Source organism: Amycolatopsis japonica (assembly GCF_000732925.1).
In the GTDB taxonomy this organism is placed as follows: Bacteria; Actinomycetota; Actinomycetes; order Mycobacteriales; family Pseudonocardiaceae; genus Amycolatopsis; species Amycolatopsis japonica.
Genome location: NZ_CP008953.1, coordinates 5,429,148 through 5,454,356 on the forward strand (window position 1 = coordinate 5,429,148; position 25,209 = coordinate 5,454,356).

21 protein-coding genes are annotated in these 25,209 nt (G+C 69.5%); 3 read left to right on the forward strand and 18 right to left on the reverse strand.

Annotation, left to right across the window (positions count from 1 at the left end):
• Positions 1-10 precede the first annotated feature (10 nt).
• The 7 genes from mltG to AJAP_RS44130 form a co-directional block, all read right to left on the reverse strand.
• Complete coding sequence (mltG, locus tag AJAP_RS24960; RefSeq protein ID WP_038515633.1) at positions 11-1,456, reverse strand: endolytic transglycosylase MltG; 1,446 nt, start codon at positions 1,454-1,456, stop codon at positions 11-13.
• Positions 1,457-1,803: 347 nt separating this feature from the next.
• Positions 1,804-2,307, reverse strand: a complete 504-nt coding sequence (gene ruvX / locus AJAP_RS24965) for a Holliday junction resolvase RuvX (protein WP_038515635.1) — start codon at positions 2,305-2,307, stop codon at positions 1,804-1,806.
• Positions 2,300-4,963: an alanine--tRNA ligase gene (gene alaS / locus AJAP_RS24970; RefSeq protein ID WP_038515636.1), complete on the reverse strand. Its 2,664-nt coding sequence runs from the start codon at positions 4,961-4,963 to the stop codon at positions 2,300-2,302. Before alaS ends, ruvX begins: the two co-directional genes overlap by 8 nt.
• A 100-nt stretch (positions 4,964-5,063) precedes the next feature.
• Complete coding sequence (locus AJAP_RS24975; RefSeq protein ID WP_037343894.1) at positions 5,064-5,372, reverse strand: hypothetical protein; 309 nt, start codon at positions 5,370-5,372, stop codon at positions 5,064-5,066.
• On the reverse strand, positions 5,369-5,767 hold the full coding sequence (locus AJAP_RS24980) for a DUF948 domain-containing protein (RefSeq protein ID WP_037343892.1): 399 nt from the start codon (positions 5,765-5,767) through the stop codon (positions 5,369-5,371). The genes AJAP_RS24975 and AJAP_RS24980 overlap by 4 nt, the downstream gene beginning before the upstream one ends.
• Positions 5,768-5,851: 84 nt before the next feature.
• Positions 5,852-7,969 (reverse strand): bifunctional polysaccharide deacetylase/glycosyltransferase family 2 protein, encoded by a 2,118-nt coding sequence (locus AJAP_RS24985; RefSeq protein WP_038515637.1) that lies wholly within the window; start codon positions 7,967-7,969, stop codon positions 5,852-5,854.
• Between the two features lie 16 nt (positions 7,970-7,985).
• Positions 7,986-8,414: a hypothetical protein gene (locus AJAP_RS44130; protein ID WP_158509803.1), complete on the reverse strand. Its 429-nt coding sequence runs from the start codon at positions 8,412-8,414 to the stop codon at positions 7,986-7,988.
• A gap of 214 nt (positions 8,415-8,628) precedes the next feature.
• On the opposite strand from AJAP_RS44130, the gene AJAP_RS24995 reads away from it, so the two are divergent.
• The 3 genes from AJAP_RS24995 to AJAP_RS25005 all read left to right on the forward strand — a co-directional run bounded on the left by AJAP_RS24995 (position 8,629) and on the right by AJAP_RS25005 (position 14,076).
• Positions 8,629-10,707: a phosphocholine-specific phospholipase C gene (locus AJAP_RS24995; RefSeq protein WP_038523839.1), complete on the forward strand. Its 2,079-nt coding sequence runs from the start codon at positions 8,629-8,631 to the stop codon at positions 10,705-10,707.
• 140 nt (positions 10,708-10,847) lie between these two features.
• Positions 10,848-11,519, forward strand: a complete 672-nt coding sequence (locus AJAP_RS25000) for a VOC family protein (protein ID WP_038515640.1) — start codon at positions 10,848-10,850, stop codon at positions 11,517-11,519.
• Between the two features lie 178 nt (positions 11,520-11,697).
• On the forward strand, positions 11,698-14,076 hold the full coding sequence (locus tag AJAP_RS25005) for a chitinase C-terminal domain-containing protein (protein ID WP_038515642.1): 2,379 nt from the start codon (positions 11,698-11,700) through the stop codon (positions 14,074-14,076).
• A gap of 143 nt (positions 14,077-14,219) precedes the next feature.
• On the opposite strand, the gene AJAP_RS25010 is transcribed toward AJAP_RS25005, so the two are convergent.
• The 11 genes from AJAP_RS25010 to AJAP_RS25060 form a co-directional block, all read right to left on the reverse strand.
• The gene (locus tag AJAP_RS25010; protein WP_038515644.1) at positions 14,220-14,798 is read right to left on the reverse strand and encodes a 1,2-dihydroxy-3-keto-5-methylthiopentene dioxygenase; all 579 of its coding nucleotides are present in this window, start codon (positions 14,796-14,798) and stop codon (positions 14,220-14,222) included.
• Positions 14,795-15,427 carry a methylthioribulose 1-phosphate dehydratase gene (gene mtnB, locus AJAP_RS25015; RefSeq protein WP_038515646.1) on the reverse strand — a complete coding sequence of 211 codons (633 nt, stop codon included), beginning with the start codon at positions 15,425-15,427 and terminating at the stop codon, positions 14,795-14,797. The genes AJAP_RS25010 and mtnB overlap by 4 nt, the downstream gene beginning before the upstream one ends.
• The gene (gene mtnC / locus AJAP_RS25020; protein WP_038515647.1) at positions 15,424-16,140 is read right to left on the reverse strand and encodes an acireductone synthase; all 717 of its coding nucleotides are present in this window, start codon (positions 16,138-16,140) and stop codon (positions 15,424-15,426) included. The genes mtnB and mtnC overlap by 4 nt, the downstream gene beginning before the upstream one ends.
• A complete protein-coding gene (locus tag AJAP_RS25025) occupies positions 16,137-17,147 on the reverse strand; it encodes a translation initiation factor eIF-2B alpha/beta/delta subunit family protein (RefSeq protein ID WP_038515649.1) in 1,011 nt (336 codons plus the stop codon). Before AJAP_RS25025 ends, mtnC begins: the two co-directional genes overlap by 4 nt.
• Positions 17,147-18,277: an acyl-CoA dehydrogenase family protein gene (locus tag AJAP_RS25030; protein WP_038515651.1), complete on the reverse strand. Its 1,131-nt coding sequence runs from the start codon at positions 18,275-18,277 to the stop codon at positions 17,147-17,149. The genes AJAP_RS25025 and AJAP_RS25030 overlap by 1 nt, the downstream gene beginning before the upstream one ends.
• Entirely contained in the window at positions 18,274-19,002 is a 729-nt protein-coding gene (locus AJAP_RS25035; RefSeq protein WP_038515653.1) for a nucleoside phosphorylase, read from the reverse strand. The genes AJAP_RS25030 and AJAP_RS25035 overlap by 4 nt, the downstream gene beginning before the upstream one ends.
• Entirely contained in the window at positions 18,999-19,856 is an 858-nt protein-coding gene (locus AJAP_RS25040) for an ABC transporter permease (protein ID WP_038515654.1), read from the reverse strand. The genes AJAP_RS25035 and AJAP_RS25040 overlap by 4 nt, the downstream gene beginning before the upstream one ends.
• Positions 19,853-20,857 (reverse strand): ABC transporter permease, encoded by a 1,005-nt coding sequence (locus AJAP_RS25045; protein ID WP_038515656.1) that lies wholly within the window; start codon positions 20,855-20,857, stop codon positions 19,853-19,855. Before AJAP_RS25045 ends, AJAP_RS25040 begins: the two co-directional genes overlap by 4 nt.
• A complete protein-coding gene (locus tag AJAP_RS25050) occupies positions 20,854-22,371 on the reverse strand; it encodes an ABC transporter ATP-binding protein (RefSeq protein WP_174492043.1) in 1,518 nt (505 codons plus the stop codon). Before AJAP_RS25050 ends, AJAP_RS25045 begins: the two co-directional genes overlap by 4 nt.
• Positions 22,352-23,389 (reverse strand): BMP family ABC transporter substrate-binding protein, encoded by a 1,038-nt coding sequence (locus AJAP_RS25055; protein ID WP_051972589.1) that lies wholly within the window; start codon positions 23,387-23,389, stop codon positions 22,352-22,354. The genes AJAP_RS25050 and AJAP_RS25055 overlap by 20 nt, the downstream gene beginning before the upstream one ends.
• 68 nt (positions 23,390-23,457) lie before the next feature.
• Positions 23,458-25,026 (reverse strand): purple acid phosphatase family protein, encoded by a 1,569-nt coding sequence (locus tag AJAP_RS25060; RefSeq protein ID WP_038523842.1) that lies wholly within the window; start codon positions 25,024-25,026, stop codon positions 23,458-23,460.
• Positions 25,027-25,209 lie beyond the last annotated feature (183 nt).

The following is a 25,209-nucleotide window of genomic DNA, read 5'->3' on the forward strand; positions in this document are numbered from 1 at the left end:
GGCCTTGCGGTCAGATGACACCGCGCCTCACCGCGTCATCCCGGTTCTTCCGGTGGTCGTCGAAGGTCACCGCGAAGCAGGAAAGCCCGTTCTTCTCGCATTTGACGAAGAACAGCCACTCCCCCGCCGTCGGCTTCAGCGCGGCTTGGATGGCCTCCGCACTCGGGACCGCGATCGGTGTCGGGGTCAGGCCGACCGACTTGTAGGTGTTGTAGGCGCCCGCTTTTTCCCGTTCTTCGGGTTTGGTGAGCAGGGTCGGCCGGTCGAGGACGTAGTTGACCGTCGAGTCCATTTCGAGCCGCATCTTCTCGTCGATCCGGTTGTAGATGACCCGCGAGATCTTCCCGAAGTCGGCCTTCACCGCCTCGCGTTCGATGATCGACGCGATGACGAGCGTCTCGTACGGCGTTTTCCCCTCGCCCTTCGACTGCTCGCTCAGCCCGGCGTTGAGGATGCGGTCCGCCGACGTCTTCACGACGTAGGTGAGCAGTTCTTCGGCCGTCCAGCCGGGCTTGATGTCGTAGATACCCGGGGCGATCAGTCCTTCGAGGCGGCGGTCCTTGTGCTCGGCCTTCGTCGCGGGCTCGATGGCCCACGCCGGGACGCCCAGTTTCGCCAGATCCGCGGTCTCGATCGTCTTGCGCAGTTCCTCGACCGGCACACAGGTGCTCGTGCCGTTCAGGTCGGCGCAGGAAGCCTTGGACAGCAACGTGTACACCCCGGGCGTCACCTTGCCGTCGGGCTGGGTGATGTCGTGGAACTGGGTGTACGGCCGGATTTCGACCTGGCCGACCTTCGACGCGGGGGCGATCATCTTCTCGACCGCGCTGGCCCCGGACATCTTCGTCTTCATGACGTAGTAGCCCTGCTGGAGCCGCGAGACGGCGGTGTTGTCCTCGCCCGCCTTCACGAACGCCTTGCCGCTGGCGACCACACCGGCCGCCTGCAGCCGGTTGCCGATCGCCGACGTCGAGTCGCCCTTCTCCACCTGGACGAGGACGTCGCTCTCGCCGGCGCCCTCGTAGTCGTCGTAGCCGAAGATCTCGGTGAAGCCGTAGTAGGCGCCGCCGGCGAGCAGGACGAGCACCGTCAGCGCGGCGATCCAGCCCAGCGCGCGCTTCTTCTTGCGCTTCTTGGGCGGCGGCCCCTGACGTTCCGGGCGCTCGTCCTCGATGCGTTCCGGTTCGGCACGGTCCTCGTCGTCGTATTCCTCGTAATCCTCGTAGTCGTCGTACTCGTCATAGTCGTCGTACGCGTCGTCGCCGAAGATCTCGTTGTATTCCTCTTCGCTGCCTTGAGGCGGCGAAGAAGGAGCCGCGCCGGGGCGCCGGGCCAGCGGCGCCTCCTGGATCGCGGGGAGGATGTCGGTCGGCCGCTCGTCCGGGAGCGGACCGTCGTCCTCGCGGCGCCTGCGGCGGCCGGGGCGGGGGGTCTCGTCCTCGGCGTAGGCGGGCATGCCGATACCCCGGTCACCCGGCTGGGGGGACCGCCGCTGCGGCGCGGGAGGCGGCGGAGGGACCGCCTGTTCCGGAGCCCGCCTGGCCGGGGCCGGACGCGGTGCCCGGGGCGGCGGCTCGTCGGCGGCGCGCCGGGCCCGCGGCGGTGGCTCTTCCGGTGACCGGCGGGCCCGCGGCGGTTCTTCCGCCGGACGCCGTACGGGCGGCTCCTCGCGGATGTGCCGTCGTCCCGTCGGCTGGGGCTCGGGCCGTCGACGTGGCGGGGCCGGTGGCTGGATGGCCTCTTCAGGCTCCCGCAACCGTCGTCTTCCGCCCTGACGGCGTTCGGGCCGGCCGTGGGGCTCGGTCATGTGTCGCCCTTCCGTGCGCGATGTGCCGCTACCGCGTCGATCCACGCCTGCAGGATCTCGACCGCGGCCGCCTGATCGACGACGGCACGTTGCTTACGTCCCTTCACCCCACGCTGCGACAGCATCCTGGATGCCGTCACCGTGGTCAACCGCTCGTCGGCCAGTCGCACCGGTACCGGGGCGATCCTGGCGGCGAGCTTTCCGGCGTAGTCGAGTGCCGCTTCGGCCGCCGGGCCGTGACGGTCCTTGAGCGTCCTCGGCAGGCCGACGACGACTTCGACCACGTCGTGTTCCGTGACGAGTTCGACGAGCTGGTCGACGTCCTTGTCGGCCGCAGCGTCGCGAGTGAGGGTAACGAGCGGGCTCGCGAGGATGGGGTCGGGATCGCTGAGCGCGATCCCGACCCGGACGGATCCGACATCCACCCCGAGCCGCCTGCCGCGCCCCGGATCGGACTCCCCAGGCCGATCCGGGCGCCGCTGAGGGGCGTCGTCAGCCAACTTGGGCGACCGCCGCGCGGAGGGAGGCGATGGCCTGGTCGGCCCCGGCCGGGTTGGTACCCCCGCCTTGGGCCATGTCCGGCTTGCCGCCGCCACGGCCGCCGATCGCCTCGGCGAACGACGGGACGAGCTTGCCCGCCGCGACGCCCTTCGCCTGCGCCGCCTTCGTGGTGGCGACGACGAAGGCGACCTTCTCGCCTTGCGGGGCGAACAGCGCGACGATGCCGGGCCGGTCGCCGAGCCTGCCGCGGATGTCCGAAGCCAGCGCACGCAGACCGTTCGAGTCGACGCCTTCGCCGAGCTTCTCCGCGACGACCGCGATCCCGCCGATGTCCTCGGCCTTGTCCGCGAGCGATCCCGCCGAGCCGAGCACCTGCTGGGTGCGCAGCTGCTCGATCTCCTTCTCGGCGTTCTTGAGGCGGGTGAGCACGTCGTCGATCCGCGACGGCAGCTGCTCCGAGGGCACCTTGAAGGTGCTCGCGAGCTGCGAGACGAGCAGCTGCTCCTTGCGGACGTACTTGAGCGCGTCCGTGCCGACGAGCGCCTCGACGCGGTGCACGCCGGAACCGATGGACGAGTCGCCCACGAGCTTCACCAGGCCGAGCTGCCCGATGCGGTCGACGTGGGTGCCACCGCAGAGTTCGCGGGAGTATTCGCCCATGTCGACGACGCGGACGTCGTTGCCGTACTTCTCACCGAACAGCGCGACCGCGCCCAGTTCGAGGGCCTTGTCCTTCGTGGTGACGAAGGTGTTCACCTCGACGTTGGTCTGGAGGTAGTCGTTGACCTCCTCCTCGACCTCGGTCAGCACGTCGGCCGACACCCCGCCGGAGGTGGTGAAGTCGAAGCGCATCCGGCCCGGCGAGTTCAGCGAACCGGCCTGCGCCGCGCGCTTGCCGTACGCGCCGCGCACGGCGGCGTGCACCAGGTGCGTCGCGGAGTGCGACCGCTCGATCGACAGGCGTCGGTGCTGGTCGACCGAACCGGTCAGCGCGCCGCCGATGCCGATCTCGCCGTCGAGCACCTCGACCCGGTGCACGAACAGGCCCGGCACGATCTTCTGCACGTCGTGGACCTTGAGCTCGACGCCGTCGCCGAGCAGCACCCCGGTGTCGGCGACCTGGCCACCGCTCTCGGCGTAGAACGGCGTGCGGTCCAGGACCAGCTCCGCCTTCTTGCCCGCGCCGACGCGGGAGACCGGCACGCCGTCTTCCAGCAGCGCGACGACCTTCGCCTCGGCCTGCAGGTCGGTGTAACCGAGGAATTCGGTCTCGCCGTGCTGCTCCAGCACCTTGCGGTACTCGGACAGGTCGCCGTGACCGGTCTTGCGCGACGCCGCGTCGGCCTTCGCGCGCTGCCGCTGCTCGTTCATGAGCGTGCGGAAGCCCTCTTCGTCGACGGTCAGGCCCTGCTCGGACGCCATCTCCAGGGTCAGGTCGATCGGGAAGCCGTAGGTGTCGTGCAGCTGGAACGCCTTGTCGCCGGCCAGCAGCGAGCCACCGGAGCGCTTGGTCTCCTCGGCCGCGAGGTCGAAGATGCGCGAACCGCTGGTGAGCGTGGAGAGGAAGGCCTCCTCCTCGACGCGCACGACGTCCTCGATGCGGTCGAAACCGGACACCAGCTCGGGGTACGTCGGGCCCATCGTGTCGCGGACGACCGCGGCGAAGGCGGGCAGCACCGGCTCGTGCACGCCGAGCAGGCGCGCGGAACGGATGATGCGGCGCAGCAGACGGCGCAGCACGTAGCCGCGGCCGTCGTTGCCCGGGGTGACGCCGTCGCCGATGAGCAGCACACCGGTGCGGGCGTGATCGGCGATGACGCGGAAGCGGACGTCGTCGGTGTGGTCGGAGCCGTAACGGCGGCCGGAGAACTCCTCGGCGCGGCCGATCACCGGGCGGACGAGGTCGGTCTCGTAGACGTTCTCGACGCCCTGCAGGATCGTCGCGACCCGCTCGACACCCATCCCGGTGTCGATGTTCTTCTTCGGCAGCTCACCGATCGGCTTGTGGCCGTGCTTCGGGCTCTTGTCGCCCCGCACGTCCTGCATGAAGACGAGGTTCCAGATCTCGATGTAGCGGTCCTCGTCGGCGACCGGGCCGCCCTCGCGGCCGTAGTCCGGGCCGCGGTCGTAGTAGATCTCCGAGCACGGACCGCCGGGACCGGGCACGCCCATGTCCCAGTAGTTGTCCTTGCCGTCACGGGACTGGATGCGCTCGCCGGGCAGGCCGGTGAGCTTCTTCCACAGACCCGCCGCCTCGGCGTCGTCCTCGTAGACGGTCGCCCAGATGCGCGCCGGGTCGAGGCCGTAGCCGCCTTCGCTCTGGGGCTTGGTGATCAGCTCCCAGGCCGCCTCGATGGCGCCTTCCTTGAAGTAGTCGCCGAAGGAGAAGTTCCCGGCCATCTGGAAGAAGGTGTTGTGCCGGGTCGTCTTGCCGACCTCGTCGATGTCCGGCGTGCGGACGCATTTCTGGACGCTGGTCGCGCGCGGGTACGGCGGCGGGGCCTCGCCGAGGAAGTACGGCTTGAACTGGACCATGCCGGCGTTGACGAAGAGCAGGTTCGGGTCGTCGAGGATCAGCGGCGCGCTCGGGACGCGCGTATGTCCCTTGTTCTCGAAATGGCTCAGAAAACGCTTCGTGATTTCGTGTGTTTCCACGGGATCGTCCTTGTATACGGGCTCGCGCGAAGGCGCTGGGAATGCGGACAGGCGGGAACGGCGAAGGGCTGGGGATCTTCCGGTCGCGGGCGCGACCCGATCAGCCCTCCGCCCGGCGAGCTCGCCGGACCGGGCGCCGCGACTGTGCCGCGTGCCTGCCCTCGGTCACGGGGGCCGTGCTCAAGCCGGTCCGTTCGGACACCATGTCGTGCAACTCCTGTTCCCGCTCGCTCATCCCGGCGCGGACCTCCGCGCCGAACGAACCGACGGCGCCCGCGAGTTCCCGCACGGCGTCGCCCAGGTTCGAGGCTAACCCCGCGGGCGTGGCCTGGCGAGCGGTTTCCGTCGCTTTGCGTGACAGGGCGACCCCGGCGACCACGCCGACGCCGAGCCAGAACAGGCGCTTCATTTGCGGCCCCGCTTCCTCGCCGGACGGGAGGCTTTCGCTTCCGCCTTCTTCCGGCGGGCCTTGATGGCCTTGCTGAGGCCGTAGGACAGCGCGGCCGTCTTCACCAGCGGACCACCGAGCGTCGCGGTGAACACCGACGACAGCGCGGACACGTTGCCGGAGACGGCCTGCGCGTTGGCCGTGATGCCGTCGACCCGCTCCAGCTGCGTGTTGACGTGCGTGATCGTCTCGTTCGCGCCGATCAGCAGCGGGTCGGTGTTCTCGTGCGCCTTGCGGATGGCGATCGTGGCCTCGTCCAGGGTCCGGCCGAGCTTGAACAGCACGATCGCCAGCAGCACGACGAGTACGACGAATGCTCCTGCGGCGATCAGCGCGGCGATCTGCCCTGCCGACACGGGCCCTCCTCAAGGGTCTGCGGTCTTGGTGCTCGTGAGGTTACCGCGCAGGCGGCCTTCCGGCGGTGCCACCCCGCCGGACGGTCACTCAGCGTCCACAAGTGACCTCGGTGGAGCGCTCTGGCCGAGGCGATCGAGTTTGTGCCACGGCAGCCGGGCGCCGGCCAGCGCCGTCATCACCGACTGGATGACCACGAGGTACATCAGCTGGCGGTAGACGAACTGTTGCAGCGGAAGGAAAAGCAGCGGGCGCAGCGATTCCCGGTCGAGCCGGAAGGCGATCACGCCCGGGACGAGTTGCAGCAGCAGGAACACCGACCAGTACAGCAAGGCCGTCTTCCAGTCCCCGGTCAGCACGCCGAAAAGGGCGGCCACGTCGACGAACGGCGCGAGCACGGGCAACGCCACCTGGAACAGCAGCAGATAAGGGATGCCACGGCGGCCGAGCCTGCCCGCCGCGCCCTTGGCGACGACCGCGCCCCGGTGCTTCCAGATCGCCTGCAGCGTGCCGTAGCACCAGCGGTAGCGCTGTTTCCACAGCTGCCCCAGCGTCGCTGGTGCTTCGGTCCAGGCGCGGGCCTCCTGTTCGTAGACCACCCGCCAGCCGTCGCGTTCCAGCGCCATCGTGAGGTCGGTGTCCTCGGCGAGGGTGTCCTCGGGGACGCCGCCTAGCGCGAGCACCGCCGACCGGCGGAAGGCCCCGACCGCGCCGGGCACCGTCGGCATGCACTCGCCGACGTCGTACATCCGCCGGTCGAGGTTGAAGCCGATGACGTATTCGATGTGCTGCCAGCGGCCGAGCAGGCCGCCGCGGTTGGCGACCTTGGCGTTGCCCGAGACCGCGCCGACGGAAGGGTCAGCGAACGGCTGGATCACCGCGCCCACGGTGCCGGGTTCGAGCACGGTGTCGCCGTCGACCATGACCACCAGTTCGGTGCGGGCGGCGGCGAGACCGGTGTTGAGCGCGGCCGGTTTGCCCGCGTTCTGTTGCCGGATCAGCGTGACGCGGCGCAGGGCGAGCCGCTCGACGACGTCGGCGGTGCCGTCGGTGGACCCGTCGTCGACCACGATCACCCAGGTCGGATGGTGGTCGGAGGCGAGGATCGAGCGGATGGTCGCCTCGATCCCGGCCTCTTCGTTGTAGGCGGGGACGATCACGGTCACCGGCTCCCGCACCGGCGGGCGCGAGGGCGCGGCCCTGCCCCGTCTGACGTGGATCGCCGTGGTGAGAAGGACCAGGACGGTGCGCAGGAGGGCGAGCACACTCGCCGCGACGAGCAGCCAGCCCAGTGCCGTCGAGAGGGCTTCGCCCGTCTGGACGGCGGCGATCAGGAGCCAGCCGCCGAAGCGGGTGAGCCCGTCCACTCCGGCCGTGGTCCCGGTGAGCCCGGCGGCCCCGCTGACGGTGTCGAACCGCCAGCCCTTGGCCTTGAGCTCGGGGATCACGCGGTCGAGTGCGGCGAGGGTCTCCGAACGGTCTCCGCCCGCGTCGTGCAGGAGGACGACGGCGCCGTCGTCCGTCCGAGGGGTGATCGCGGCGGAGATGGCGTCGACACCGGGCCGCCGCCAGTCCTGGGAGTCGAGTTCGGACAGCACGATCAGCCTGCCCTCGCCGCCGAGGCGGCTCGCCGCGCGCCAGCCCGCGTCGTCGACGGCGTCGGCGGTCGAGGAATAGGGCGGCCGGACCAGGGAGGTCCCCGTCCCGGCGGCACCGGCGATGGCGAGGTCGGTGGCCCGGAGTTCGATCTGCGCCCGGACGTCGCCCGCCGCGCCGAGGTCGGTGTGGGTGGCGGTGTGGTTCCCGAGTTCGTGACCACGGTGGACGATGTCCGCGGTCAGCCCGGGATGACGCGTCACCTGTCCGCCCGTCACGAAGAACGTGGCGTGGATCCCGTGCCGCGCGAGGACGTCGAGGACCCGCGGCGTCCATTCCGGATCGGGACCGTCGTCGAAGGTGAGCGCCACGGTCTTGGGCTGGAGCCGGGAGGTGACGGGCTCGGCTCCACGAGGGTCGATGATCGGGCCGCCGTCGCGTACCGCGGCCGGGACCTGCGTCGCGGCCACGGTCCTGGGTGTCCCGTCGGCGGCGAACCCGCCGCCGACCAGGGCGGTCAATCCCAGCAGGACGGTGACGGCGAACAGCAGGGTCGCCAGCAGCGCCCAATGCGCCTTGGGCGGCGGCAACCGCCGATGGTGGGACAAGGGGTTTCCTCCGGGGTCAGTGCCCGTTGCCGGGAGGCGCGGTCTTCGTCTGTCCTGGCGGGACGTCGGGCGCGCGGCTGTTGCGGCGGTCGATCCCCGGCGAGGAGGTGCTCGTGAGCCCCGGCGGCGTCGCCCCGGTCGAGACCGGGTTCACCGGCGGGGTCCGGCCGGCGCTCGTGTCCGCCGGCGCACGCTCGGTGGCGGGCGAATCGGTCGATCCGGTTCGCGAAGACGTGGGCCTGGGGCCGGACGAAGTCGTCTCGGACGGCGCCTCGGTGGTCGCCGACGGCGCGGGCGGCGGAGCGGGGATCAACGCGGAAGGCAGGGTCGGCGCCCCGAAAAGCGCCGCCGTGAGAAGGATCCCATAACCGACGACGACCGCGCAGGCACCGATCGCGATCCGCCGGATGACGGTGCGGCGACGGCCGCTGGGGTCGACGAACACCGGTCTGGCGGGGTCTCCCCCACTCTCGTTTTCGTTGTGATGATCAGGAAACACGGCCATCCAGGGGTTCGTACGGGCGGCATACTCTAAACACAGTGACGGCCCGGGACCAAGCCCGGAACGGCGGATCGACGCGGTGTCACCACCCGGCTACGACGCCGAGTCGACCTGTTCGGTTCTTGTGACGTTCATGTTCCTGGGACAAGGTTCCGGCATGCCTGAACTGTCACGCCGTACGTTGCTGGGCGCCACCGGCGCCGCGGCCGCCACCACGCTTCTCCCGCCGTCCGTGCACGCCGCCATGGCCGAACCCATGCGGCGGGGCGGGCTCGACGCCATCGAGCACGTGATCGTGCTCATGCAGGAGAACCGGTCGTTCGATCACTACTACGGCAGCCTGCGCGGTGTCCGCGGCTTCTCCGACCCGCGTCCGCTCGAACTGCCGTCGGGGAGATCGGTGTTCGAGCAGCCGAATCCCGCCGGCGGCACGGTGCTGCCGTTCTCGGTGCGCAAGGCGGCCGAACTCGCCGGCCGGAACGCGGACGACATCCAGTACCTCGGCGACCTCGACCACAGCTGGAACGGCAGCGGCAAGGCGTGGGCGCGCGGCTGGAACAACGGCTGGATCGCGGCGAAGACGCCCGCCACGATGACCTACTACGAGCGCCGCGACATCGCGCTGCAGTACGAACTCGCGGACACGTTCACCATCTGCGACGCCTACCACTGCTCGATCTTCGGCTCCACGAACCCGAACCGGAACTTCCTGTGGACGGGGACGACGGGCTTCGAACCGGGCAGCACGACCAACCGCGCGGTCACGAACGCGGCGTACTCCTACGACCACAAGGGCTACGACTGGACGACGTACCCGGAGCGCCTCGAAGCCGCCGGGGTGCCGTGGCAGATCTACCAGGAGTGGGACAACTTCACCGACAACGCGGTCGAGTACTTCGTGCCGTTCAAGAAGGTCGGCACGAAGATCCTCGCCTCGGTCGAAGAGAAGTTCCGCACCACCGAGGAGTTCTACGACGCGCTGCCCAAGAAGACCGCCGAGGAGCGCGCGAAACTGCTGGCGCAGTTCGACGCCGGAGTCGCCACGCTGACGCCCGCCGAGCGGAATCTGTTCGAGAAGGCCATGTACCGCAGCGAGCCGGAGACACTGGTGACCCGCCTCAAGGCGGACATCCAGGCGCGGCGCCTGCCCGCGGTGAGCTGGCTGGTGCCGTCCGCGAAGGACTCCGAGCACCCTGGCGCGTCCACTCCGGTCGGCAGCGCGAACCTGATCTACCGCGTGCTCGACGCGCTGGCGTCCGACCGCGAGACATGGTCGAAAACGGTGCTGCTGATCAACTTCGACGAGAACGACGGGTATTTCGACCACGTCCCGCCACCGATGCCGCCCGGGAACGCGGCGAACGACGCGGACCACTTCAACGGCCAGCCGCTCGGCTTCGGCCCGCGGGTGCCGATGACGGTCGTCTCGCCGTGGTCGATCGGCGGCCACGTCGATTCCACCGTGTACGACCACACCTCGGTGCTGCGGTTCCTCGAGCGCTGGACCGGGATCGCCGAGCCGAACATCAGCAAGTGGCGGCGGACCGTCGCGGGCGACCTCACCGGCGCCTTCGACTTCTCGCGCGCCGGACGTCAGCCGCGGGTGAACCGGCCCGGCCCGGTGCCCGCGCCGATCAGCCGCTGGCGGCCGTCCGCCCCGGCGGAGCAGAGCCTGCCCGTGGCCGAACCCGGCAACCGGCCGTCCCGTCCGCTGCCGTACCAGGTTTCGGTGTCGGGCGCGGTGGACAAGTCGGGGAATCTGGCACTGTCGCTGGCGAACAGCGGTTCGTCTTCGGCGCATTTCGCGCTGTACCCGTACAAGGGCGAGTTCGCCGAGCCCGCGCATCGCGACGTGCGCGGCGAGGCGCCGGAGCTCGTGAAGCTCGCCGGTGACGAGTACCGCGTCGTCGTCCAGGGGCCGAACCGGGCGTGGTGGGAACTGCGCGGGAGCCGGTCCGGGGCCGCCGCCGGCGTCGATGTCCGGACACGGTTCCTGACGTGGCGTTCGGGCGTCGAGTTCAAGCTGTCCAACTCGGGCACTTCGGCGCTGACGCTGCGCCTGTCGTCTTCTCGCTTCACGCGGGTCGTGCGCGTCGGGGCGGGGCGTTCGGTCACGGTGGACTGGCCGGTTTCCGGCGGCTGGTACGACGTTCGCGTGACGGCGGACGGGGATCCGTCGTTCCTGCGGACGCTGACCGCGCGGGTGGAGAACGGACGGCCCGGCGTCTCCTGCTGACCGTTCCGAAGACGTGACTCGCGTGATTGAAGGCGTGACTCGCGTGATTGGAGTCGTTCCGTCTCTGATCACGCGAGTTCCGTCTCTGATCACGCGTTAATCGGGTTGCGTGCCGGTCGTCGTCGCTCTTAGCGTCGCTTATGGCCGCCACCCTGCACGCGCTCCGGATCGCCGCGCACGATCCGCGCGCTCTCGAACGGTTCTGGACCGGACTGCTCGGCCCGGCGATCGAGGACACCGGTTTCCGGCTGAGTTTCGTACGCAGCGACGAACCGAAGACCCGCCAGAACCAGATGCATTTCGACCTGACGAGCGAGTCGCTGGAAGACCAACGCCGGACGGTCGCGAAGGCGCTCGAACTCGGCGGACGGCACATCGACATCGGCCAGCTCCCGGAAGAGACGCACGTCGTGCTCGCCGACCCCGAGGGCAACGAGTTCTGCGTCATCGAGCCGGGCAACGACTTCCTCGCCGAATGCGGTTTCGTCGGCGCCATCGCGAGCGACGGTTCCCAGGAGGTCGGATACTTCTGGAGCAAGGCGCTCGGCTGGCCGCTGGTGTGGGACCAGGACCAGGAGACCGCGATCCGCTCGCCGCACGGTGGTCCGAAGATCACCTGGGGCGGCCCGCCGTTCACCCCGAAGACCGGACCGAACCGGCTGCGTTTCGTTCTGACCGGACCGCTTTCCGAAGTGGAGCGGCTGGTTTCGCTCGGCGCTGCCCGGCTCGGCGCCGGGGATGACGGGCAGGTGGAGATGGCGGATCCCGACGGGAACGAGTTTTCCTTCCTGATACGGGAAACGGCGGCATAACACGATCCTGATGTAGCCGGGACTATGGTCCGTCCCGGCAAAGCCGGACCTGACGAACCACAGGTACGCTCCGCCGTACGGCACAGGATGGAAATTGGTCTACACCTATTGACGCGCGCCAGGTCCGCGGCTCAAGCTGCTGTGACCGAGGGCCATCTTCCACTGTCGGAGGTTCGGCGTGCCAAGGAGAACCAGGAAACTACTCCCCCTGCTGGCGTCGCTCATCACGCTGGCCGGACTCATGATCGTCGTCATCACCCCGTCCACGTCGAGCGCGGCAGGCCACGAGGACTGTCGTCCCGACGGGCTGTACCGGACACCCGGCGTCGACACCCCCTACTGCACCGTCTACGACACGAACGGCCGGGAATCCCTGGGAGAAGGGCATTCCCGCCGCGTGATCGGCTACTTCACCAGCTGGCGCACCGGAAAGAACGGCGCGCCCGCGTATCTGGCGAACAACATCCCGTGGACCAAGGTCACCCACCTCAACTACGCGTTCGCGCATGTCGACGCGCAGAACAAGGTGTCGGTCGGCGCCCCGGGCCCGAACAACGAGTCCATCGGCATGGAATGGCCGGGCGTACCCGGCGCCGAGATGGATCCCTCGTTGCCCTACAAGGGACATTTCAATCTGCTGAACAAGTACAAGAAGCAGTACCCGAACGTGAAGACGCTCGTTTCGATCGGCGGCTGGGCCGAGACCGGCGGCTTCCTGAACCCGGACGGCACGCGTAACGCGTCGGGCGGGTTCTACAAGATGACGCAAAGCCAGGCCAGCATCGACACCTTCGCGGATTCCGTCGTGAAGTTCTTGCGCGACTACGGATTCAACGGCGCGGACATCGACTACGAGTACGCGACGTCGGCGAACTACGCCGGCAACCCGGACGACTACTGGATCGCGCAGTCCAACCGGGGCACCCTCTGGGCGGGCTACGAGAACCTGATGCGCACGTTGCGTCAGAAGATCGACCAGGCCGGCGCCGCCGACGGCAAGCACTACCTGCTGACCGCGGCCGTCCCCGCGTCCGGCTGGCTGCTGCGCGGCCAGGAGGTCTACGGCGTCACGCAGTATCTCGACTACGCCAACATGATGAGCTACGACCTGCACGGCGCGTGGAACCAGTTCGCCGGGCCGAACGCCGCGCTCTACGACAACGGCAAGGACGCGGAACTCGCGCACTGGCAGGTGTACACGACCCCGCAGTACGACGGGCAGGGTTATCTCAACACCGACTGGGCGTATCACTACTTCCGCGGTGCCATGCAGGCAGGCCGGATCAACATCGGCGTCGGGTTCTACACCCGCGGCTGGCAAGGCGTTTCCGGCGGGACGAACGGTTTGTGGGGTACCGCTCCACTACCGGACCAGAAGCAGTGTCCACCGGGAACCGGATCCCAGGTCGGCTCGACGGTGCCGTGCGGCAACGGCGCGATCGGCATCGACAACCTCTGGCACGACATGAGCCTGACTGGCGCCGAGGTGCCGGCGGGCGCGAACCCCATGTGGCACGCGAAGAACCTCGAGAACGAGATCACCCCGGACTACCTGGAGAAGTACGGGCTGGACCCGAAGAACAACCCGAAGGACCGGCTCTCCGGCTCCTACAACAGGTTCTACGACAACACGATGGTGACGCCGTGGCTGTGGAACAACGACAAGAAGGTGTTCCTGTCCACTGAGGACGAAGAGTCGCTCGCCACGAAGGCCAAGTACGTGGCCGACAAGGGTATCGGCGGCATCATGATCTGGGAGCTGGCGGGCGACTACGCCTTCGACAGCGCCAAGGGTCAGTACTTCATGGGCGACACGCTGATCACCAAGATCAACGACGGCCTGCGCGGCGCCGCCCCGTACGGCAACGCCAAGTCGCCGCGTCCCGCGCCCTCGTCGGTGCTGAACGCGCACATCAACCTGACCGGATTCGCACTGGGCGACGCGAACTACCCGATCACCCCGCGGATGCGCATCACCAACAATTCGACCACCACCATCCCCGGTGGGACGAAGATCGAGTTCGACTACGGCACGAGCGCGCCCGGCAGCATGTCCGACCAGTCCGGCTTCGGCCTGACGGTCACGAGCAAGGGCCACAGCGGGCCCAACGTCGGCGGAATGAAGGGAGACTTCCAGCACGTCGCGGTGACCGTGCCCAGCTGGCAGACCATCGCCCCGGGCGCCACGATCGAGATCCGGCTGAACTACTACATGCCGATCGCGTCGCCGTCGAACTTCACCTTCACCTTCGGCGGGACGACGTACGCGATCGCGTCGGACAACCCACGTGGCGGTGGCACCCCGCCGACGACCACGACCACACCGACGACGGGAACCACGACCACGACCACCAGTCCGACGACCACGACCCGGACGACCACCACCACGCCGACGACGACCACCTCGGTGCCGTCGGACGCCTGGAAGCCCGGTGTCGACTACGCCACCGGCGCCAGGGTGACCTACAACGGCACGGCGTACGTGTGCCGGCAGGGCCACCGGTCGCTGGCCGGCTGGGAGCCGCCGAACGTGCCCGCCCTCTGGGCACCGGCCTGATCGACCCCGGCGGCGCGCGCTAGGAACGGTCCTTTCCTTGCGAATTTTGCCAGGAAAGGACCGTTCCTGGCATCCGGATATGTCATGAAAGGGTCGTTCAGGACACAAAACGTCCTGAACGACCCTTTCATGACACGCGGTCCTCAGTAACGCCCGGCGGTCAGCTCGTCGAACCCCGGGAAGTCCCCCGCCAGCGTCGCGCCGGTGAAGTCACCGACCCACCCGCCGTCGTCGTGGAAGAACCGGATGGACACGTAGTCGGGCCGCGTCCCCATGTCGAACCAGTGCGTGGTGTTCGCGGGCACGCTCAGCAGGTCCCCCGCCTCGCACAGCACCGCGTACACCTTGCCCCCGACGTGCAGATAGAACACCCCGGACCCGCGCGCGAAGAAGCGGTCTTCGTCGTCGTCGTGGGTGTGCTCGGCGAGGAACTTCTGCCGGGCTTCGGCGGCTGTGTCCGCCCAGCCGGGTTCGTCGGACGGGGTCATGCGGACGGCGTCCACGAACGTGTAGCCCTCGGCCGCCGAGACCTTGGCGATCGGCTCCTCGTAGGCGGCCAGCACCTGCTCGGGCGTCACTTCGCGCGGCAGGTCCTCGACGAGGTCCCACCGTTCGAACCGGACGCCGAGCCGCCCCAGTTCCCCGGTGATCACGGCCGGATCCTCGGTCCTGAGCGCGATCTCGCCGGGCCGGTCGTCCGGCCATACGGTCAGCAGGGTCATCGCACTCCCCTTTCCTCTCCCACGAGTCTTGTCTCTACCCGGAACCGGAGCAACCACTCCAAACATTCCAGGCGATGACGCGCGTGGCGCAGGTCATCGCCCCAGACGTAGATCCCGTGCCGCGCGACGATCACCGCCGGCGTGTCCGCCCGGAACCCGGCCTCGAACGCGTCGCCGAGGACGCGCATGTCCTGGCCGTTGGCGATCACCGGGATGGTCACCAGATCGTCGTGCGCGGCGCGGCCGAAACCCTTGAGCATCTCCAGATCGCGCAGTTCCACGCCGTCCGGCCAGTGCTCGGCGGCCACCACCGGCGCGAGCGCGTGCACGTGGATCACCGCGCCCGCGCCCGACACGGCCGCGATCCGGGCGTGCAGTCCCGCCTCGGCCGAGGGCACCTTGTCCGGATGCGGCTGGTCCGCGACGGCCAGCCCGTCCTCCCCGACCAACACGACGTCGTCGCTGGTCAGCTCGCCTTTGTCCCGTCCGCTGACGGTGACCGCGACTCGCAGCGGGTCACGGCCGAGCACCACCGAGAGGTTGCCGGACGTGCCCCGCATCCAGCCCAGCCCGGCGAACCGGGCGGACTCCTCGGCGAGCGCGCGTCCCGCGAGTTCCAGCACACTCATCGAGGGACGACCTTGATCTCGTCGAACGTCCGGATCGTCCGGTGTGTCCCGAAATCCGCGTCGCCGAACGGTTCACCCTCGCGGGCGAGCCCGACGGTCTGCCAGCCGTCGGCGGCAGCCCCGTCGAGTTCGGCCGGGACGTCGGAGAAGAACACGATGTCACCCGGTTCGGCCTCCAGCGCGGAGGCGATCGCGCGGTACGACGGCGCCTCGCGTTTCGGCCCGGCGTTGACGGTGTCGAAATGCCGCTCGAACAAGCCGGTGACGTCGCCGTCGGTGGTCCGCGAGAACGACGCGATCTGCCCCGCGACCGAACCGGACGAGAACACCGCTAGCCGCAGCCCGGACTCGTGCCACGACCGCAGCGCCGGGGCGACGTCGCCGAAGAACTCCGTCGTGAGGTCGCCCTCGGCGTACCCGCGCTGCCAGATGAGGCCCTGCAACGTCTTCAGCGGCGCGATCTTCCGATCCGCGTCCATCCAGCCGTGCAGCACCCGCACGACGTCCACAGTGGACGCGTCCGCCGGGAGCCCGCCGAGTTCCTTGATCTCGGCGACGGCGGCGGCGACCTCCGGATCTTCCGGGTGCTCGTCGATCCACGGGCCCAGCCGCGGGCGCGCGTAGTCGTAGAGGGTCACGTGCACGTAGCTGGTCGCGGTCAGCGTGCCCTCGATGTCGAGGACCACCCAACGGGCGGTCAGCGTTGCGGTCACTGGTTCGCTTCCCCTTCTGCGTAGTACTCGCGGAGCAGTCCTGGTTCGAAGGCCCCGCGGTCGGTCACCACCGTGGTCACGAAACGCGGTGGTGTCACGTCGAAAGCCGGATAGTGCCCCCGGGCGCGTTCACCGGCGACGCGGTGGCCGAGCGCGCTCAGCACCTCGTCGCCGTCGCGGTATTCGATCGGCACGTCGGCGCCGGTCGGCGCGGCCTGGTCGGGCGCTTGGACCATGGCGTGGAACGGCACGCCGAACGCCTCCGCCGCCACCGCGAGCCCCAGCGTGCCGATCTTGTTGACGACGTGGCCGTCCATGGTGACGCGGTCGGCCGCGGTCACCAGCGCTCCGACCTCACCTGAGGCCAGCACCGCGGCACCCATGCCGTCGGTGATCAGCCGAGTGTCTGCGCCCATCTCGGTGAGCGTCTCGGCGGTCAGCCGCGCGCCCTGCAGGTACGGCCGGGTTTCCGTGCAGAAGAAGGAGAACTCCTTGCTCCGCCGTCGTGCGGCGAGCACGAAGTCGACGAGGTACAGATCCGCCCAGCAGTGGGTCAGCACGGTCGCCCCGTCCGGCACCAACGCGGCGGTGTGTTCGCCGAGCGCGCGGCTGCGCGACCGGTACAACTCGTCACCCGCTCGTGCCCCGGCCGCCGCGGCCTCGACGAGGTCGCCCGTCGCTTTGTCCACTTCGGACAGAACGGCGGCGACGGCCTTGCGCAGATGGTTGTTGGTCTTGCGGGTCGCGACGATCCGCTGCCCCGCCCGCCGCAGGTAGGCCCGGGGATCCGGGAGCCCGGACGCCTCGCGCGCGGCGAGCACCATCGCGCCCAGCGCGGCGAAATACGGCCCGGACGACTGCGTGACCATGTCTTCGATGGCGACCGCGACCTCTTCCGAGGTCCGGCAGAGCACCCATTCCCGCTCGAACGGGAAGACCCGGCGGTCGAGGATGTGCACGCCTTCGTCGTCGAGGCGGACGCTGTCGGCGAGGATCGGCAGCGTCATCAGCTGTACCCCGAGAGGCACGGCGGGATGCCGTTGAGGAAGTGGTCGCCGACCTCGCGTGCCTTGTACGTCACGGGATCGTGCAGGGTCAGCGTGCGGGCGTTGCGCCAGAAGCGGTCGAAGCCGTACTTGGTCGCCGTGGCCCGCGCGCCGGTGAACTCGAAGACCTTGCTCGTGGTTTCGACGGCCACCCGGCTCGCCACGATCTTCGCCGACGAAATGGCGATCGCCGCTTCGGCACGCTCGGCCGGGGTCAGGTCGAAGCCGCGCTCGTCGGCCTCGCCGAGCGCGGAAACCGCCGCGTCGACGGCGAATCCGGCCGCTCGCGCCGTCGCGACCAGCTCGCCGTAGCCCGCCAGGGTGTACGGATCCTGCGTCGCTTTGTCCACATCGGACAGTGTCCACGGCCGGGCGCTCTCCCGCGTGTAGACGGCCGCCGCGTCGAGCGCGCCGAACGCGAGCCCGACGTACACCTGCGCCAGCATGAGCTGGAACCCGATCGCCGCCAGGGAGATCCGGGGCACCTTCGGATCGGACTGGTCCTCCGGCTGGGCACCGAGCACGTCGTCGTGCGCGACGCGGACGGCTTCGAACCGCACCGCGCCGCTCGCGGTGAGCCGCTGGCCGATGTTGTCCCAGTCACCGGGGAAGGTGATCCCGTCGGTCCGCGCGTCGACGACGAAGGTCAGCTTCTCGCCGTTGTCGGTCCTGGTCGCGCTGACCACGAGGCGGTCGGCGACGGCCGCGCCGGTCGCGAAGGTCTTGGTGCCCTCGACGGTGAACCCGCCGTCGGCCGGGGTCAGGAGCAGGGCGGCGTCGAGCGGATTGCTCACGCCCGCCCAGAACCAGCCGGGCTCGCTCGCCGCACGCGGCCCGAACAGGCCGGTGCGCCACAGTTGCAGGTAGTGGTAGCCGAGCAGATGGCCGACCGACGCGTCCGCGGCGGAGACGACGCGGGTGGCCTCGTTCGCGGCCGCCCAGCCGGCGGTGTCGAGCAAGGACAGCAGCCCGGACTCGCGCAGCAGGCCGACTTCGTGGACGGGGAGATGTCCGGCCAGATCACGCTCGGCAGCGTCCGCCGCCAGCGTGCTCGCCAGCTCGTGAGCCGCTTTTCGCCACACTTCGGTCATTCCGCCCCTTCCACATCGATGAGCGCGTCGAGCGCCACGCGCGTAGCCCTCGCCACTCCCTCGGCCACGACGTCGCGATGCGGGTCGTAGGCCGACGGGTCGGGGTGGTCGGGCCGCGCGTCGCCGTCGATCACGAGCACACCACCGGCCCGCAGGCCGCGCAATGCCGCGAACACCAGCAACGTGGAGAGTTCCATCTCAATGGCGATCACCCGCGCGGCCAGGTATTCGGCCATCGGGAGGGTGAGCACCAGCGGGCTGAACGCGGCCCGAGTCCACACCACGCCCCGGTGCGCCTCGGGTGCCGCGCGGCTCAGCGCCACGACGAGCTCCGGAGTGGCGAACGCCGGGTACTCCGGATGGATGAGCTGCTGGGTGACGCCGTCGTCGCGGACCGCCGCCTCCGCGATGACGAGGTCGCCATCGGTGATCCCGTCGGCCAGCGAACCGGCGGTGCCGAGGCGCAGGAACGTGCGGACCCCCGCTTCGGCCAGTTCGCCGAACTGGCACAACGCGCCGGGCCCGCCGACGCCGTGTGACGACACGACGACCGGGACGCCTTTCCAGGTGCCGGTGTAGCTGCGGTATTCACGGTTCTGGCCGACGAGGACGGCGTCGGTCAGCGACCCGGCCACCGCGGTCGCACGGTCGGGATCGCCCACGACGAGAGCGCGCGGTGGCAGTCCGTGCCGGGGGATCTTGGTGATGGGCAGGACGTCGCTCACGCGGGCTGTCCCTTCTTGCGTTTGAGGTTGGACAAGAACAACGCCACGAGCGTGACGACATACGGGGCGGCGTCGGTGGCCTGCTGCGGCAACCCGATGCCCTGGAGCCGGAAGCCGAACGCCTCGGCCAGGCCGAACAACAGCGCCGCGAGCAGCACCCCGAGCGGATGCGCGCGGCCCAGCATCACGGCCACGACGGCGATCCAGCCGCGGCCGGCGGTCATGTTCTCGGCGAAGAGCGTCACCGAGCCCAGCGCCAGTTGCGCGCCGCCGAGACCGCACAGCGCTCCGCCGGCGAGGATCACGCCATAGCGATATTTGGTCACATCGACACCGAGGCTGGACGCGGCCTCCGGACGCTCCCCGACCCCGCGCAGCCGCAGTCCCCACGGATGCCGGTAGAGCAGCACCGCGAGCGCGGGCACGGCCAGCCAGGACAGGTAGACCAGCAGCGACTGCCCCGGAATCGGGCCGAACTGGCCCAGCCCTCGCAGCGACGGGTCGCTGAACGAGCCTTCGGTGCCGAAGACGGTGCGGATGAGGAAGCTCGTCAGTCCGACCGCGAGCAGGTTGCTCGCGACGCCCAGCACGATCGGGTCCCCGTCGAAGGTGATCGAGCCGATCGCGAGGATCAGCGAATACGCCGTCGCCGCGAGCACCGCCACGACGACACCGATCCACGCGCTGCCGGTGTACCAGCTGCCCGCGACCGCGCCGAAGCAGCCGACCAGAAGCGAGCCTTCGAGGGAGATGTTGAAGACCCCGGCCCGCTGGCACAGCGCGCCCGCGAGCGCGGCGAACAGGATCGGCGTCAACGCGGTGAGCGCCGAGGAGAACAGGCTCGCGTCGATCATGCGCGCTTCGCCTTCCGCTTGAAGACGCCCGACGTCGCCGCCAGGAAGATGATCAGCACCGCCTGCAGGACCGCGGTGAGTTCGCGCGGGACCTGGGTGGCGCGTTCCATCGCGAACCCGCCGCTGGTCAGCGCCGCGAAGAAGACCGCCGCGAGCAGCGTCCCGAGCGGGCTGGCCCCGGCGAGCAACGCCGCGAGCAGACCGATCCAGGTGTACTGCGGCGTGATCAGCGCGCCGTCGATGAACCGGTACGGGAAGCCGAGGACGGCGATCGCGCCGACCAGTCCCGCCGTCCCGCCCGAAGCGGCCAGCAGCCGCAGCGTGAGTTTCGGCCGGTCGATCCCGGCGTAGGCGGCGAACCGCGGCGCCCAGCCGGTCACCTTCGTCTCGAAACCGGCGGGAGTGCGGGCGTCGATCACCGTGTAGACCGCGATCACCGCCACCACCAGGAAGATCCCGGTCGTCACGCCGTCGATTTCGGGCAACCGCGCGCCTTCGGTCAGTTGCGGGCTCTGCGGCAGGCTGGAACCGGCGTCCTTCAACGGGAACCGCACCAGGTACCCGGCGAGTGACATCGCCGGATAGCTCAGCAGCAGCGTGCTGATCAGCAACGGGACACCGAGCCGGTTCTCGCAGACCGCGGCCAGCGCGGCGTACGCGGCTCCGGCGATCACTCCCGCGAGCAGCGCGAGGATCACCTTCACCGGTCCGGGTCCGGGTACGTACAGGCCGACGGCGAGCGCGCTGATCGCGCCGAGCACCAGCTGGCCCTCACCGCCGAGGTTCACCATGCCCGCGCGCAACGGGATCGCGAGCGCCGTGGCCATCCCCGCGACGGGGACGGCGTAGGCGAGAGTGTCGCCGATACCGTCGGGGCCGAAGGCGCCGGAGACGATCGCGCCATAGGCCGCCAGCGGGTCGGTTCCGGTGGCCAGCAACAGGATCGCGCCGAGGACGAGCGCCGCGGCGACCGGGACGGCGATGAGACGGACGCGGCTCATCCGGCGCCTCCCGCCATCGCGAGACCCACCGTGTGCTGATCGGCCTCGTCCTTGGTGAACTCCGCGACGATCCGGCCTTCGAACAGCACCAGCACCCGGTCCGACAACGCGAGGATCTCGCTGAGCTCGGCGGAGATCAGCAGGACGGCGTGCCCGGCGTCGCGATGGGCGACGAGCCTCGCGTGGATGTTCTCGATCGCGCCGACGTCGACGCCGCGGGTGGGTTGCTCTACCAGCAGGAACGGCGCGTCGTGGGTGAGTTCGCGGCCGAAGATCGCTTTCTGCTGGTTGCCGCCGGACAAGGTGCCCATCGCTGCGGCGGGCCCGGACGCGCGGACGTCGTAGTCCTCGATGATCGCCGCCGCGTGGTCGTCGATCGCCTTGCGGCGCAGGAATCCCTTGCGCACCAACGGTCGTTTGCGGTGGAAGCCGACGGCCAGGTTCTCCCGGAGTCCCGCCGTGGGCGCCGAGCCGACCTCGGCGCGGTCTTCCGGGACATGGGCGATCCCGACATCCCTTCGCGCACGTACCGACAGTCCATCGAGATTCTGTCCATTGAGGACGATGGAGCCACCGGTCTTCAAGAGGCCGGTGATGGCGCCGGAAAGCTCGGCCTGCCCGTTGCCCGCGACCCCGGCGACGCCGACGATCTCCCCGGCACGCACGGTCAGGGAAACGTCGTCCAGCAACGGTTTTCCTTCCACGCCGGGAACGATCAGGGAACGGGCTTCGAGGACGATGTCGCCAGGCGTCCCAGGCGGGTGGACGCGATCGAGGTCGACCTCGCGTCCGGTCATCGCCGCGGCGAGCCCGGCGGCGGTCTGGTCCGCCGTGCGCCCGCGGGCGCTGACGCGGCCGTCGCGCAGCACCGTGACATGGTCGCTGACGGCGAGGACCTCCTGGAGTTTGTGCGACACCAGCAGGATCGTGCGGTCCTCGGCGGCGAGGGCGCGCAGCACGCCGAAGAGCCGCTCGGTCTCGGGCGGGGTCAGCACGGCGGTGGGTTCGTCGAGGATCAGCACACCGGCGTCGCGGTACAGCAGCTTGAGGATCTCGACGCGCTGACGGAGCCCGACCGGCAGGTCACGGACCCGGTCACCGGGCCGCAGCCGCAGTTCGTGCCGTTCGATCAGTTCGGTGACGCGGGCCGTCGCCGCCTTGCGGTCCAGCAGGCCGCGGCGGGTCGGTTCGCTGCCGAACACGACGTTCTCGGTGACGGTGAGTTCGCCGAACAACGCGAATCCCTGCTGCACCATGCCGACACCGGCGTCGATGGCCTGCGCGGGCGAACCGAAGGAGACTTCCTTGCCGTGCAAGGAGATCGTGCCCTCGTCGGGCCGATGAAGGCCGTAGAGCACGGACATGAGCGTCGACTTGCCCGCGCCGTTCTCGCCCATCAGGGCGTGGATTTCGCCTCTGCCGACGTCGAGGTCGACGTGGTCGTTCGCGAGCACTCCGGGGAACCGCTTGACGATCCCCCGGAGTGAGACGGCGTCAGGATTTGGCGGGGTCATCGACGACGATCGCGCCCGAGATGATCTGGTCCCGCAGTTCGCCGACCTTGGCCAGCACGTCGGGGTGGGTCGCGACGACGCACTGCGACGTCGCGGCGTCGGGCTCCAGCCCGGTCAGGGAGATGCCCTTCTCCTTGACACCGTAGGACTTCGTCTCGCCGGTCTTGCCGCCGAGGATCGCGTCGACCCCGTCGCCGATGACGACGTTGGTGCGCTTGATGACGTTGTCCACGACCTGGCCCGGGCTGGCCGGGCACTGGTTGGCGTCGACGCCGAACGCGAAGAAACCACCCTGTTTGGCCGCCTCGAACACGCCGAGGTTGCCCGCCGCGGAGGCCGCGCCCATGACGTGGTCGACGCCCTGACCGGCGAGCGTGGTGGCCAGCGCCTTCGCCCGGGCGGGATCGTTGAACGGGTTCGCGCCGCCGATGAACAGCGGGGCGAGCGTGGTGCCGGGCTTGGCCTTCTCGGCGCCCTGCCCGAACGGGATCGAGTACCGGCGGAACTGGGGCGCGTCGAGGACGACGACCGCGCCGACCTTGCCGCTCTTGCTCAGCAGGCCGGCTTCGGCGCCGGCGAGATAGCTGCCCTCGTGCTCGCGGAACACCGCGCAGGTCACGTTCGGGAACGGTTTGGTGGTGCAGGAGTCCACGAACAGGAACTTCTGCCCGGGGTTGCGTTCGGCCTCGGCCGCGATCGCGTCGGCGAAGTTGAAGCCGACGGCGACGATCACGGCGGGCTTCTCCCGCACCGCGGCCGCGAGGTTCTGCTGGATCGAGGCCGGATCGGTGCTCTGGTAGACCTTCTGCGTCCCGTTGTGCTTCTTGGCCGAGTCCTCGATGCCCTGGACGGCGAGCTTGAGGAAGTCGTTGACGCCGACCGGGCTCGGCGTGATCAGGACCAGCGCGGGTCCGGCGGCGTTCTGCGCGGCCGGATCCTTGGCCGAGGCGTTGCACGCGGCGAGGAGCGTGACGGCGGAAACGGCCATGACGGCCCGCAGGAGGGTTCTCGGCGACATGTCCCGGACTGTATGTCTCCGGTCCACGATATGGCACCGAGTCCCACCATGCGGAACCGTGTAGGACGTTATACGTCCCCCGGGTCGGCGCCGAGGACAGCGTGCCGTGACCGAGGGAGACCGGCGGTGCGGCGCAGGGTGAACCGGTCGATCTCGGCGCCGTCGTTGCGCAGGGTCCGCACGGTCAGCGTCGTCCGGCGGCCGGGCCAGGCGGGCTCGACGTCGATCGCGAGGAACGAGTACCCGGTGTAGCGCACGCGGGACCACGAGACGGTTTCGGTCACCTTCTCACCGCCCTTGACCCAGTGATACGACTGGAACTCGCCCGCGAACGTGTCGGGCACCGGGAAGCTGTAGAGACTCTTCCCGCCGCCGCCACAGGTCGCGTACACGGTGCCGTCGCGATCCGGCTCGACGGTGTCGCCGATCTCGACCTCGCGGGTCACCTTGCCGCCGCGCAGGGCGTCGGTGCGTTCGTAGATGTGGTTGTGCCCGTTGATGACGAGGTCGACCCGGTACTCGTCGAACAACGGGACCCACTGCTCGCGGACGCCACCCTCCGACGCGTGCTGATTGGTCGTCGAATAGGCGCAATGGTGGAAGAAGACCACGATGAAGTCGACGTCCGGCTGCGACCGCAGATACCGCAGGCGCCGCTTGAGCCACGCCGTCTGGGAGCCGTGCGAATAGCCGAGGTTGGCGGGGATCTCGTAGGAGACGTCGTTGGCGTCGAGCGAGATCACGCCGACGTTGCCGTAGATGAAGGAGTAGACGCTGGGGCAGTCGTGCGGGCCGGTACCGGGGAAGTCCCAGCGTTTGACCTGGCCGCCGTACCCGTCGGGCGAGTAGAGGGCCTCCATGTCGTGGTTGCCGGTGGTGACCATCCACGGCACCGAGGCCGCGACGCCCTCGATCTGGCGGTAGTAGGCATCCCAGACCTTGGGGTCGAAGAGATCGTGGTCCGCGTCGGGCTTGGACCCGGGCGGTTTGCCCGCGCCACTCGGGTCGGCGTACGCGATGTCGCCCGCCAGCAGGTGGAAACGCGGGTTCTGGCGCGCGACGGCACCGTCCTGTGCAAGCGCCGTTGTCGAGACGCCTTGGTCGCCGAACGCGGTGAAGGTGAACTTGCCCGCCGGGATCCCCCGCGCGGGCGCGGTCGTGAACGTTGAGATTGCGGCGGGCCCGCCGTCCCCCGAAGCCGGGTCGAAACCCTCGTGCCCGACGGCGTACCGATAAGTGTGGCCGGGCCAGAGATGGTCGGCCTCGGCGTGGAGGTAATACTGGTCGTACGGCGCGATGACCCCGGCGACCTCGGAATGCAGCGCGCGGACCTCGGCCGGGATGCGATGACTCCAGCCGCCGTCGCCGTCGGCGATACGCAGGAACGGCTTGCGCACCGGCGCCGGCACCTGCCACGCGACCCGCATCGACGTCCGCGGATTCCGGCCGAACGCGAGATGCCGCCCCGCCGGGACGACCTTGTCGCCATCGGCGTACGCGGTGCCCTGCAACAGAAGCGGACCGGCCGCGAGGACGGCGCCCTTCAGAATCGTGCGGCGGCTGAGGAATTCGTGCTGTTCGGCCATCGTGAGACGCGAGGCCAGCGCGTCGGGAACACCGACCCTGGGGATTTCCATGCGCGGATACTCGCCGACGGACATGTTCGGCTCGCGACGTCGAGACCAACGGGAGTGGTCTAGCTGCCCAGGGTGGGATCAAGGGGTTTTCAAGCGGGCTTTACCTTTGTTCCGCATTTAGTCGACTAAATGCGGCACGTTCTCCTTGCGCGACCTTTACACGAGGCTGCATCACTCTTCAGT